Here is a 13,531-nt window from a genome sequence, read left to right as displayed (position 1 = left end):
ATGCGAATCTCAATCACCAAGTAAGTTTTAAGTAATAACTCAACCCCGACCTTCCCTCAAGGGAGGGAGCATAATTCTTAGAAGAAACTCCCCTCTATGCTGATTGGAGCATTACGCCCAACCCTTCTTCTTTTTGAATTTCTTTTTGTTCTTGTTTTGAGGGTTGGTCTGATGACTCTGGACGTTTGACTTTCTTCCTTTGAAACTCTTCTTTCCCTTTCCTTTAAAGCTTTTTGACTCTGTTTTTTGTTTCGGAGTCTCCACCAATCGCTTAGCTAAGTCTGGTCTTCCCAGCTTATTTAGCCGATTTTTGATCCAACCCTTCATATCATTTTTCCACCAGAAGAAATAGTTGTTTTGCACCTTCTTCTCTTCTCTGGTTTTGACCGTTTTAACGGGCTGAAGGGTATAAGGATGAACACCCGAATAGTAAATGACTGTGGCCACAGTCATAGGCGTAGGTGTAAAGTCCTGCACCTGTTCCAGCTGAAAACCCATGTCTTTGGTCTCGGCTGCCAGGTTAGCCATATCGGCTTCTTCACAGCCAGGGTGTGAGCTAATGAAATACGGAATTAGCGGTTGTTTCAGGCCATGTTTATCCTGAATCTTGTCATACTTCTCCTTAAACTTATGGAAATACTTAAACGAAGGCTTTCGCATCACACGCAACGTATTATCAGCCGTATGCTCAGGTGCAACTTTTAATCTGCCAGAAACATGGCGAGTTACCAGCTGCTCCATGTATTCGTCGTGGTTATTGTCCTGATTGTTTTTATTGAAATCATCTACCAGTAAGTCGTATCGAATACCGGAACCAACAAAGGCTTTTTTGACTTCAGGGTGTGCATCAACCTTTTGATAAATATCTGTCAATGGTTTATGAGAGGTATCCAGGTTTGAACATATCACCGGATGGATGCAGCTTGGAGCCTGACATTTGGCACAAATGCTTTCATCTTTACCTTTCATACGGTACATATTGGCAGAAGGCCCTCCCAAATCTGAAATGTAGCCTTTAAACTCAGGATGCTGCACCAGCTCATCCACCTCTTTCATGATGCTCTCCTGAGACCTGGAAGCTATAAACTTACCTTGGTGGGCAGAAATCGTACAGAAACTACAGCCACCAAAACAGCCTCGGTGCATATTCACCGAAAACTTAATCATTTCATAGGCCGGTATTGCCCCACGTTTATTGTACTTCGGGTGAGGTAATCGGGTATATGGCAAGTCAAAAGACTTATCCATTTCCTGTTCAGTCATGGTAACAAAAGGCGGATTAATCACCAGCGTTTTATTACCTACCTTCTGAACGAGGCGATTTGCCTGCCATTTGTTTGACTCTACCTCTACCAGCTTAAAATTGGCAGCATATTTCAGTTTATCTTTTTTACAATCTTCATGAGATGCCAGCTCCACGGTATTCCAACCATGATAAGTCGGAACCTCGCCTGAGGTGTTTTCCATAAAGGCTGTTTGGTTCACATCCTTAATACTGGTCAAGGGCACTCCCTTTTGCACCAAACGTAATAACTCACGCAAGGGCTGTTCACCCATGCCATAAACCAGCATATCTGCACCAGAATCCTCCAGAATTGTAGGATAAAGCTTGTCGGCCCAGTAGTCATAATGGGTAACCCTACGTAAAGAAGCTTCTATACCACCGATCAAAACAGGCACATCCGGGTAAAGCTCTTTTAAGATTTTGGTATAAACAGTTGTAGCATAATCCGGTCTAAAACCAGCCTCGCCACCTGGGGTATAGCTATCGTCAGATCTCTTTCTTTTACTCGCCGTATAATGATTCACCATTGAATCCATACAGCCGGCAGTTACACCAAAGAAGTACTTCGGCTTTCCATATTTCTTAAAGTCTCGTAAGTCATCACGCCAGTTTGGCTGCGGAATAATGGCTACTCTAAAACCTTCACTTTCTATAATTCTACCAATCACCGCTGTACCAAAAGAAGGATGATCTACATAAGCATCGCCCGATACCAGCACCACATCCACCTCATCCCAGCCACGCATTTCCACTTCCTTCTTAGTGATAGGTAGCCAATGAGTTACAGGTCTTTCTCTTACTTTAATCATAGTGCAAAGGTCACGATTTGTTTTGAGATAACGAGGTCTATGATTGAATTGTTCTTACTCTGGGGGATTCGGCTATACATTAAGTTTTTAATAATTCTGGTGTAACGTTTAAGGCTTAAGGTTTTTAGTCCTACCTTGTGCCACCATTTCAACACAAACTAAAATGAAAAGCCACCTACTTGCACTCTTTACCCTTATAGCCCTCAATACCTTTGGTCAAAGTGATTTTAAGCCAGGTATTATCATACAGAATAACGGTGATACGCTCAGGGGAGAAATAGATAATCGAGGAGATATATTTCTTACTACTACTTGTAGGTTTAATAACGGGTCAGAAACTATCGATTATAACGCCTATGACATTAAGGCCTTCCAACTCTTTGACGGTAAATACTACGTGTCAAAAGAATTGGGAGAACTGAAGGTCTTCATGGAGTATATAGTAAAAGGCGAATTAGACCTTTACTACCTTCGAAATATAGAAGGTGACCATTATTACCTTGAAAAAGAGGGGCTGGGCCTAATGGAAATGACCTATTATGAAGAAATAAGATATAAGGGAGATAATAGTTACTTGTATAAGTCAAACGATCACATGAGGTTGCTGACTTATTTCATGCAAGACGCTAAGCAATTGCAACCAAAAATAGAGCGTATTGATAAGCCAGACAGAAAAAAGCTTACTCTACTGGCAGAAGAGTACCATAATTTGGTCTGTAAAACAGGAGAAGAATGTATTATTTATAAAAAGCCTAAGAACGCGATAAGGTTAAATATTGACCTATTATCGGGTATGATTAAATTTCCGGCAGCTGAAAATTTAAATCAGGAATACTACTATCAAGGTGGTGCCATCCTTAACTTCTGCTTGCCGAGAGTAAATGACCGGGTTTACCTCCGAACCGGCCTTCTCTATTCCCAACCAATTCAAAACGGTATTCAGAAAAGACATTACAAAGTTCCTTTACACATTGGTTATATAGGGCCAAAGAGTCATTTCATTAGACCTACAGCCTCCATTGGTTTATTGAGTCCTTCATATTCCGCGGGTCTTTCTTTTAAAATAAGTAACCATGTAAGCTTGGGGCTCCAAGGTTGGGCAAACTTTAGCTATGATGCCTTCCCAATAATTCCGGAAAAGCTTTTAAATTATTCTTTATTAGGAGCATTGAGTTTTGATTTCAGTAAAGATTAAATTTCATATTCGGTGCACGACCAGATCATCATTGGTTAGTCGTGCCACGAAGAAAGAGATTACTTAATTCCAAATCCCCCACTCATCGTCCAGAAGATCATTCGTACGGTCAAAAGAGTCCACCCATTCCACGAAGATATTACGAAACTCTTCAATTTCGTTTCTGATAAGTTCAAGGTACTCGGGGTTGCCTATATCGAACATTTCAAAAGCAGACATGGTGGTCTTGATATTGACCGCACTCACTTTTATCAATACCGCATTTTCCATTCGAATCATATAAAGATCACCCGCCTCAGCTCCAATAATTTTGGCGTTAATTATGCCTACATCTGTAAGCAATGAGGACTTTAAATCAGCAGTATCCTGGTCCTCTTCTACTGTCGCATTAAAGGCCAGTATTGTATTCAAAAGGTCTTTTGCCTTTTGCACTACAGGTAAATTATTTATCCGTTCTTGTTCTTCCTTTCGTTCTCTTTCGTATTCTTCATCACTCAATTCTTCGTCATCCCAGAAGGCCATTTTTTAATTCGTTTATTGTAGGTACAAATTACAAATGCCTCTTTGTTTTACCCAACATAAGAGACAAGTGCAGGACATTTTTGAAGAAAGACACCCTACTAACAATCTAATAAACTGGTTTGCCGTACATTAAGTAATAATTTGCAACACATGAAAAAGATAATTTCTATAGCCTCCTTGATATGTCTAACGAATTTTGCCTGCAGCAATAAGCAACCAGTAGCCAATCATGATCAAAACGAGTCAACTATTGAGCTGGTAGAAGCTTTTCCAAACCTAAGGTTTACAAGACCAATCGATTTTCAACCTGCCATTGACCGAACAAATCGCATTTTCGTGGCAGAACAAGAAGGTATCATTTCTGTCTTTGACAATAGTCAAGATGTTAGTGAAAGAATGACCGTTTTAGACATCAGTTCTCAAGTAGATGATAACCATAACGAAGAAGGACTTCTAGGCTTGGCTCTTCATCCCGAATTTGCAAGCAATGGCTATTTCTATGTGAACTATACCAATCCAAATAGCGAAACGATCATTTCACGTTTTACCATTTCTTCAGATGACCCGAACACCGCAAACCCGGCATCAGAACAAATTATATTGCGTTTTAATCAGCCGTATGGAAATCACAATGGAGGACAAATCTCTTTTGGGCCTGATGGATTTTTGTACATCTCAACCGGAGACGGAGGTTCTGGTGGTGATCCAAAAAATAATGGACTAAACCCAAATACTCTTTTGGGAGCCATATTGAGAATAGACGTAGATCAAAATTCAGGTGGAAACAATTACAGCATACCTGCAGATAACCCTTTTGTAAATGGTCAAAACGGAAGACCTGAGATATATGCCTATGGACTCAGAAATCCTTGGAGATTTAGTTTTGACGAAGAAAGCGGAAGACTTTGGACTGCCGACGTTGGCCAAAACGCCTATGAAGAGGTCAATATCATTGAAAAGGGGAAAAACTATGGCTGGAATGATATGGAAGGGTTACATACCTACAAATCGGGTGAAGATTCACCTGAATACACAGCCCCTGTTCTAGAAATTGACCAAAAAACAGGTGATAAATCTATCACCGGAGGTTTTGTTTACAGGGGAGCTTCCGCCGCATCCTTAACCGGGAAGTACATCTTTGCTGATTACGTTTCTGGAAGAATTTATGCTTTGACAGAAAACGAAGAAGACGGTTTTAGTAATGAAACACTTATAGATACCCGTTTAAATATTGCCAGTTTTGGTGTAGATCAATCTCGGGAGTTATATCTCTGTGCTTTTGATGGTAAGATTTACAAGCTAACCGATTAAGTAATTTTAAGAACTACAATAGGATAATTTGCCCAATTTTGCCAAAACGTATTTCGGCACTTTTGAGAAAACATTTCCTACTCTACTTTCTTCTTTTATGCTCCGCCATTAGTTACGGACAGACGTTTTATAGTGTAAGAGGTTACGTTTTATCTGAAGACAACACCCCTCTTCCAAACGCCTCCGTAAGAGTTTTTGACCTGCAAACAGGCACCCAGACAAATGAACTAGGGAGATACGAATTAAAACTGGAACAAGGTCTACACAGAATCTCAGTATCGTATCTAGGATATACTACTGAAACAGTAGATCTGGTAGTAGACTCCAATTTGGTTTATCATGTATTTCTCGAACCTGATGAAGAACTCCTCAATGAAGTGGTGGTTCAGGTGAAAAAGAAGGATTACAGTTACGAGGTCATTAAAAATGTAATTGACCATAAGGAAACCTGGCTTAACCAATATAAAAACCTCAAAAATCAAACCTACGTCAAAGCCACCGAAGAACTACATAAGGTAAAACCTGACAAGGTTCCAGATGATGAAAGAAATCCATTTCTGGCAGACAGTTTACCTGACATGAATTTTTTTGAGGCCAATATTCTCAGGTACAGGGCTCCGCCAAACCAGCTCAAAGAAGAGAGATCTGGTGTTAAGATATACGGAGAAATAGGTGACCTTTTTTTCACCAGCTTTACTGATGGTCAGCCTGATTTATATCAAAACCTTCAGGTTATTGACAAGCTTGGAGAAAACGCCTTGATATCTCCATTTAGTCCTGTAGGGTTTCTTGGTTATAAATTTAAACTTCTGGAAACCTATCAGGGAGAGGAGCGGCTTATCTATCGCATACAAGTAAAACCAAAAAGCCTTGGAAACGCCCTATATGAGGGAGAAGTAGAAGTCATAGATGGCATCTGGGCTATCCATAAAGTAAGCCTTCAGGTACCCAAGAAGCTATTGATAGAATACGATAGTTTTGAGTTTGAACAAGAGTATGCCCGAATCAATGATAGACGAGTAGTCATCAAAGAGGATTACAGATGGAAGATTAAGGAGGCTAATCAATTTAAGGTTGGTCATACAGAAGTGCTTCATTCCAATTTTGTTTTTGATAGCACTTATGCCAAAAACTTCTTTGGACCTGAGATAGCTGTAACTACCCAAGAAGCTTATGAAAAAGACAGCAGCTATTGGGAGAGTATTCGCCCGAAACCTTTAAATTCTACCGAAAGGGCTGTGGTTAAAGCCAAAGAATTAGAATACCTTAAACTCAACTCTAAAGAATACCTGGACTCTGTAGATGCAGTTTATAATAAGATCACCCCTATTAAGGTGATATGGAGTGGTGTAAGAAGAATTAATCGATCAAAAAAAACCAATTGGTACTTTGGTTCTATACCCGAACTTATTAATCCACTAGCACTGGGTGGGTGGCGGGTGCAGTATCGAACTATCTATGAAAAGCGATTTGAGAACAGAAAGGGAATTGAAGTCATTCCTTATTTAAATTATGGCTTTTTAAATAAGGATTTAAGAGGTAACCTTTTTATGAACTTCTTGTATAATCCCATAAGGCGAAGCAGTATTACCATGAGTGTGGGTGAGGGCTTTGGCTTAATCAATGGCAGTGCTACCATCAGTGATTTCCTAAGGCGAGATAACTTTTTTGTCAATAAGGGACTAAACCTGAGTCACAGAACAGAACTTTTTAATGGGTTTTACCTCAATACTACCTTAGAATGGAATAAAAGAGAAGATCTGGGCGACTTTCAATTTGCTCGTTTAGGAGATGAGCTCTTCGAGTCAAATGATCCTGCTATTTTTCCGACCACGCGTATTTTGAAACCCAGTTTTAGAGTAGAATATACCCCTGGCCAAAAGTATATCAGAGAGCCAAATGAGAAGATCGTATTAGGATCACGGTTTCCAACTTTCCGTTTAAGTACCAGTTTTGGTATCAACGCAGATAACGGACTTCAGAAGGCTTTCAACTATACCGAATTTAATGTTTCTCAATATTTCAATGTTGGCATATTCGGAACCTCAGAATATAAAATAGCCATTGGCAAATTCATGGATACCACTCGTCTGGCCCCAATGGATTACAAATATCAAAGAGGAGGAGATCCTATTTGGTTCTCACCAAGTATGCAGACGTATCAATTAATTCCTGAAACCTTCGCAACATTCGACTGGTTCCTGGAGTCTCATTATGAGCACCAGTTCAATGGTTTTTTAACCAGCAAGATTCCATTATTGAACAAAACCGGAATCAATACCTTAGCCGGAGCTGGCCTACTATACGTGCCTGAAAGAAAATACCAGTATAGTGAATTGTATGCCGGAGCCAACCGAGTATTCAAGCTCGGCCAGTCCAGGTTTAGGCTGGGTGCATATTATGTAGTTTCCCAATCAAACAAAGATGGTTTCAGAAGCGGAATAAAATTCTCTTTTGAACCATATGATAGAAGTAAGAATACGTGGAGTTTTTAATACCCTCCACGATACTTATAAGTCATTGCCACCTTGTCAATGGCAATAATATAGGCCGCCGTCCTTAGTGTAACCTTATGTTTTTCGCTGGTTTCATAGACATGATTAAAGGCATTTTTTATGGCTCTCTCGCACCTTCTATTGATTCGGTCTAATCCCCACTTATAGCCCATTCTATTCTGAACCCACTCAAAGTAAGATACCGTAACCCCTCCGGCATTTGCCAAAATATCTGGTACAGCAATGATACCTTTCTCTTTAAGAATTTCATCTGCCAATGCAGAAGTAGGCCCATTGGCACCTTCTACAATTAACTTCGCTTTAATTTCATGAGCATTATGACGAGTAATTACATCCTCTTTTGCTGCAGGAATAAGCACATCTACATCAAGTGTCAATAATGAGTCTGAGTCAATTTTTTCTGCCTCAGCAAACCCTTCTAATGTACCGTTATGTTGATCACGATATTCCATCGCATCAACTATTGAAATACCGTTTTCATTATAATATGCTCCCGAAATGTCACTTAGTGCCACCACTTTACAGCCTTTATCTTCCAGTAGTTTGGCAGCCCAACTACCTACATTTCCAAATCCTTGCACTGCAATAGTCGACAGTTCTGGTTTAATCCCTAGTTTTTCCATGGCTACAATGGCACTTATCATTACCCCTCTACCAGTAGCTTCTACCCTACCTTTGGACCCGCCGAGAACTAAGGGTTTCCCCGTGACCACACTATGTGTTGTCATTCCCTTAGCCTTAGAATATTCATCCATCAGCCAGGCCATTTCACGTGGGCCAGTACCCATATCAGGAGCGGGTATGTCTTTATCTGGTCCAAAAATATCCTGCATTTTAGTGGTATAAACTCTAATGAGCCTTTCCATTTCACCGGCAGACATCTCACGTGGGTTACAAGCTACACCGCCCTTGGCTCCGCCAAAAGGAATATCGACCACGGCACATTTCCAGGTCATCCAGGCAGCCAATGCGTTTACCTCCTCAAGTGTAACATCCGGGTCAAACCGTACACCACCTTTTCCGGGTCCTAGAATAGTAGAATGAATTACTCGATAGCCTTCAAAGACCTTGATTCTGCCATTATCCATGGTCACCGGAAGTCCAACAATCACTTGCCTGGACGGTACTTTGAGAATCTGATACATCTCGTCAGAAATGTCCAGGATTTTAACGGCCTCATCGAAGCGAGACATCATAGACTCCAAAGGATTTGACCTATCCTTAATAGGAGCTGGTTCTAAATATTGCATTGATTTTAATTCGTTTTATTGATGAAGTATTCGTGGATGCAAACTTAGATAAAAACTAAAATATCTTTAAATAGTACCTTGGCGAGATCGTAAGAATATAACTTCTGAAATTTACAGCAAAGCCATAGAATCTAGGGTGAAACTACAGACGTGAAAAAGTTATTTGCTTCTTTTCAATAAGCCATATGAGAAAGCTTTCGACTAAAATTTTTTCGGTTTTAATAGAAAAAATATCTTTGGTAGCTACTCTCCTCCATTTTTAAGACCTTTGCAGCAAATCCCTTTCAATGCAGAAAAGAAATATTGCCATTCTAGGATCTACTGGTTCCATAGGAACACAGGCCTTAGAGGTTATTGAAGCAAACGAGGACTTGTTTGCCGTAGAGGTATTGACAGCTCAAAACAATGCTGATTTGCTGATCGAGCAGGCCGTAAGGTTCATGCCTAATGTGGTTGTTATAGCAAATGAAAGTCTCTATGACAAAGTGAATGCCGCCTTAGATCCTTTAGACATTAAGGTATACGCAGGAGTGAATGCTCTCGGCTCGGTTGTCGAGAACGAGAATGTACATATGGTGCTAACTGCATTGGTGGGTTATGTAGGGTTAATACCTACCATTCGTGCTATAAAGGCAAAAAAGCATATTGCTCTGGCAAATAAAGAAACTCTGGTAGTTGCTGGCGAACTGATTACTCAATTGGCACTGGAAAATAGAGTTGATATTCTTCCGGTAGATTCTGAGCATTCGGCAATTTTTCAATGTCTGGTTGGTGAGCAGATCAATCCGATTGAAAAGATTATCCTTACAGCTAGTGGAGGCCCATTCAGAGGCAAAGACAGGTCTTTCCTCCAAAATGTTAAAAAGGAACAAGCCTTAAAACACCCCAACTGGGATATGGGAGCCAAAATCACCATTGACTCTGCATCACTAATGAATAAGGGGCTGGAAGTTATTGAGGCCAAGTGGCTCTTTGACCTTCAACCTGAACAAATTGAAGTGATCGTGCACCCGCAAAGTATCGTTCATTCATTGGTTCAATTTGAAGATGGTAGCATAAAAGCTCAATTGGGCCTACCGGACATGAAATTACCTATTCAATATGCCCTTGGATTTCCACAACGTCTGGCTTCTGATTTTCCAAGATTTAGCTTCTTGGATTTCCCGGAACTGACGTTTGAAAAACCAGACAGGCAAACATTCCGAAACCTTGGTTTTGCTTTTGAAGCTCTTCAAAAAGGAGGAAATATAGCCTGCATCGTGAACGCCGCGAACGAAATAGCGGTAGATGCGTTTTTGAAAGATAAAACAGGTTTTCTGGAAATGTCTGATATCATAGAAAAATGTATGAATCAGGTGAGTTTTATACAGAAACCGGACTTAGACGATTATATCCAAACTGACGAAGAGACGAGAAAAGTCGCCACGTCATTATTATAAGCTTATGAAAAAGCCATTTCATGTCATATATGAAGACAACCACCTAATTATTGTCAACAAGGCAGCAGGGGTAATTGTACATGCAGATAAAACAGGTGATAAAACTCTTGAGGACTATGTCAAAGAGTACATCAAAGAAAAATATAATAAACCGGGCGATGTGTTTTTGGGAACCATACATCGCTTAGACAGACCCGTTAGTGGCCTGATTATTTTTGCCAGAACTTCAAAGGGTCTGGAGCGTATGAATGCTTTATTTAAAAAGAGAGACATTCAAAAAACGTATTGGGCGGTAACACAAAGAAAACCACCTAAAAAGAAAGACAAACTGACGAATTACCTGGTTAAGGATCATGAAAAGAATGTAGTTACTGCTCATGACTATCCGGTAGAAAATGCCAAAAAAGCAGAATTACATTACAGGTACCTCGGCACTATTAATAAGTTTCATTTACTGGAGATAGAACCTATTACAGGTCGACCGCATCAAATTAGAGTGCAGCTAGCTGCCATGGGCTGCCCAATAAAAGGAGACCTTAAATATGGATACCCTAAACCAAACAGGGACGCTTCCATCAATCTTCACTCCAGACGCGTGTACTTTATTCACCCTGTGAAAAAAGAGCCCGTATTATGCCGTGCGGCACTACCAGAAGATCCGTTCTGGGAAGAGTTTTTAGCTCTTGATAATGAAGATATCAAGGACGATACAATGAAGTTTTTACACTAAATCGTTGTTTGATATTTCAGCATTAAAGATGTCTGCATTCGCTTGATCAAAGAATTTTTTAATTCCTTCTACAGCTCCTGCTATTGCTGACATCGGCAGTAATAAGGGCATAAAAATTAGCCACTGTACTACCATGAGTAGGTTTACATTTCTTTTTTTCATCTCGGTAAGGCACGTTTTAATCTAAATCGATATTGTAGTATAGATTTAAGGGGTTAACGTGGTTATTTCGCTAGGTTTATTCTTGTGTTGCCGGTTAGGTGCAACTGATTCATTAAATAAATCTAAGAATTTTATTTAACGGTCACAAGAAACCAAGTGAACTTTTGTAAGATTTCTTGCCGAAATAGTTCTGTTTTTTCTAGAAATAGTACCTCACAAATGCCTCCATTGCTTCATATTCTGCAAGGCCAAGCTGGTTATAGAGACCTGCTGTGCCTGCATTTCTCTCTTCTGCTCTTTGCCAGAATTCACGAGCATCTGAGCCTTGGAAGACTACGCCATCTTTCTGAGACTGGTGTTTGAAAATCCCCATTCTCTTTTCAAGAACCTGATCAGGACTCATTGGTACGGCCATCTGGATCTCATGAATATCCCACTCTGCCCATGCACCTCTGTATAACCATACCCAACAGTCCTTCATGAAGTTTTTAGGCTTAAGTTTTTTAAGTGCTTCAAAAATGGCGTCTAGGCATACTTTGTGCGTACCATGAGGATCTGCCAGATCTCCGGCAGCATAAATCTGATGTGGTTTGATTTTCTCTATTAAATCGGCCACGATATTGATGTCCTCCTCACCGATTGGATTTTTCTGAACCTTACCGGTTTCATAGAAAGGAAGGTCCAGGAAGTGTGCATTTTCAGCCGGAATACCGACGTGTCTACATGTTGCTTTGGCTTCGCCTCTTCTGATCAAGCCTTTGACCATTCTAACCTCCTCAGAGTCAATTTCGCTGTCTTTCTTATTGTCAAGGAAATCGATGGCCTTTTTGTAGTTCTCAATCGTTTGATCGCTTTCTACACCAAATTTTTCATTATAGTCTATAACAAACTCCAGAAAACGATGAGCTTCCTCATCTGCCACGGCTATGTTCCCTGAGGTCTGATAAGCCACGTGAACCTCATGACCCTGATCTACCAATCGCTGGAATGTCCCCCCCATTGAAATGATGTCATCATCTGGGTGCGGGCTGAAGATCAGACATCTCTTCTTGGCAGGCAGTGCTCTTTCTGGTCTGTTCGTATCATCTGCTTTTGGCTTACCGCCCGGCCATCCTGTAATGGTGTTTTGAAGCTGATTAAATACATCAATATTGATATCATAGGCCTGACCATGCAAGGCAAGAAGGTCACTTAAGCCATTATCGTTATAATCCTTATTGGTTAGTTTCAGTACCGGTTTACTTAAGTTCAAAGACAAGCTTGTGACTGCCTTTTTAACCATCTGACCGTTCCATTCAACATCTTCTACCAGCCATGGAGCTTTCATTCGCTTTAGTTCTGAGGCGGCAGCTTCGTCTACAACGAAGAGTGAATTCGGATGCTGCTGAATATAAGATGCGGGGTTTTGTTCCGTAACCTTTCCTTCAACTGCTTCCGCAATTTTGGGAGCTTTACGCTCACCCCATGCCAGAAGGACAATTCGTTTTGCAGAAAGCACCTTAGAAACCCCCATGGTAATGGCTTTCTTTGGCACTTTGGTCAATTCTCCACCAAAGTCAGATTTAGCCGCCGCTCTTGTTGAGTGGTCAAGCATCATCAATCTGGTTTTTGAGTTAGCCAATGAACCAGGTTCATTAAAGCCTATATGACCGTTTCCGCCAATTCCGAGTAATTGAAAATCAAGACCACCTGCCTCTTCCATTTTCTGCTCATATTCTTCGCAATGTTGAGCCAGCATTTGCGTAGAAATAGTACCATCAGGAATATGGTAATTACCTTCAGGAATATCCACGTGATCAAAAAGCTGCTCTTTCATAAATCGCCAGTAACTCTGAACAGCATCCGGCTGCATGGGATAATACTCATCCAGATTAAAACTGATGACATTCTTGAAGCTCAGGCCTTCTTCATTATGAATTCTGATTAGTTCGGCATATACAGTTTTAGGTGATGAACCAGTGGCCAGTCCGAGTACCGCATTCTTGCCTTCTTTTTGACGCTGGATAATCAGATCGGCGATCTCTCTAGCTACTGCCTTTGAGGCATCTGCAGCGTTTTGAAAAATACGAGTAGGTATTTTTTCGTAAGCAATAGGTTCTCTGATAATTTGTGTCTGCTGAATCATAATAGGGATATTGACGAAATAAATTAGTCAAAGATATTATTAATTTATTTACTCTGCCAGCATCAATTATTAAATTTTTTTAAAATATAATTTGCCATGCAACCTAAGTCATTGACCGTTCATCAAAATATCATGATAAATCAAACCATGACTTAACCTGAATCGTTACTTCGTGGAAAAGTAAAAC

General features: G+C 40.4%; 10 protein-coding genes. 5 read left to right on the top strand and 5 right to left on the bottom strand.

The features are described 5' to 3' along the window. Window positions 1-111: 111 nt before the first annotated feature. A complete protein-coding gene (locus ACUXV0_RS12345; protein WP_446189865.1) occupies window positions 112-2,094 on the bottom strand; it encodes a YgiQ family radical SAM protein in 1,983 nt (660 codons plus the stop codon). A gap of 163 nt (window positions 2,095-2,257) precedes the next feature. On the opposite strand from ACUXV0_RS12345, the gene ACUXV0_RS12340 reads away from it, so the two are divergent. Then, window positions 2,258-3,289 carry a hypothetical protein gene (locus tag ACUXV0_RS12340; protein WP_446189864.1) on the top strand — a complete coding sequence of 344 codons (1,032 nt, stop codon included), beginning with the start codon at window positions 2,258-2,260 and terminating at the stop codon, window positions 3,287-3,289. A gap of 63 nt (window positions 3,290-3,352) precedes the next feature. Here ACUXV0_RS12340 and ACUXV0_RS12335 read toward each other — a convergent pair whose 3' ends face one another. Continuing rightward, entirely contained in the window at window positions 3,353-3,811 is a 459-nt protein-coding gene (locus ACUXV0_RS12335) for a hypothetical protein (protein WP_446189863.1), read from the bottom strand. Between the two features lie 150 nt (window positions 3,812-3,961). Here ACUXV0_RS12335 and ACUXV0_RS12330 point away from each other — a divergent pair, with 150 nt between their 5' ends. Next, window positions 3,962-5,122, top strand: a complete 1,161-nt coding sequence (locus tag ACUXV0_RS12330) for a PQQ-dependent sugar dehydrogenase (RefSeq protein ID WP_446189862.1) — start codon at window positions 3,962-3,964, stop codon at window positions 5,120-5,122. Window positions 5,123-5,160: 38 nt separating this feature from the next. Beyond that, window positions 5,161-7,617 carry a DUF5686 and carboxypeptidase regulatory-like domain-containing protein gene (locus ACUXV0_RS12325; protein WP_446189861.1) on the top strand — a complete coding sequence of 819 codons (2,457 nt, stop codon included), beginning with the start codon at window positions 5,161-5,163 and terminating at the stop codon, window positions 7,615-7,617. On the opposite strand, the gene ACUXV0_RS12320 is transcribed toward ACUXV0_RS12325, so the two are convergent. After that, window positions 7,614-8,888 carry a Glu/Leu/Phe/Val family dehydrogenase gene (locus ACUXV0_RS12320; RefSeq protein WP_446189860.1) on the bottom strand — a complete coding sequence of 425 codons (1,275 nt, stop codon included), beginning with the start codon at window positions 8,886-8,888 and terminating at the stop codon, window positions 7,614-7,616. The genes ACUXV0_RS12325 and ACUXV0_RS12320 overlap by 4 nt on opposite strands. A gap of 287 nt (window positions 8,889-9,175) precedes the next feature. Here ACUXV0_RS12320 and ACUXV0_RS12315 point away from each other — a divergent pair, with 287 nt between their 5' ends. Next, window positions 9,176-10,327: a 1-deoxy-D-xylulose-5-phosphate reductoisomerase gene (locus ACUXV0_RS12315; RefSeq protein WP_446189859.1), complete on the top strand. Its 1,152-nt coding sequence runs from the start codon at window positions 9,176-9,178 to the stop codon at window positions 10,325-10,327. Between the two features lie 4 nt (window positions 10,328-10,331). Then, complete coding sequence (locus tag ACUXV0_RS12310) at window positions 10,332-11,057, top strand: RluA family pseudouridine synthase (RefSeq protein ID WP_446189858.1); 726 nt, start codon at window positions 10,332-10,334, stop codon at window positions 11,055-11,057. On the opposite strand, the gene ACUXV0_RS12305 is transcribed toward ACUXV0_RS12310, so the two are convergent. Together ACUXV0_RS12305 and nagB are read right to left on the bottom strand one after the other, a co-directional pair. Continuing rightward, window positions 11,049-11,219 (bottom strand): hypothetical protein, encoded by a 171-nt coding sequence (locus ACUXV0_RS12305; RefSeq protein WP_165492338.1) that lies wholly within the window; start codon window positions 11,217-11,219, stop codon window positions 11,049-11,051. The genes ACUXV0_RS12310 and ACUXV0_RS12305 overlap by 9 nt on opposite strands. 199 nt (window positions 11,220-11,418) lie before the next feature. Continuing rightward, entirely contained in the window at window positions 11,419-13,344 is a 1,926-nt protein-coding gene (gene nagB, locus ACUXV0_RS12300; RefSeq protein WP_446189857.1) for a glucosamine-6-phosphate deaminase, read from the bottom strand. Window positions 13,345-13,531: the final 187 nt, after the last annotated feature.

Source organism: Jiulongibacter sp. NS-SX5, assembly GCF_052828545.1.
This window is presented reverse-complemented; position numbering and strand designations above follow the sequence as displayed.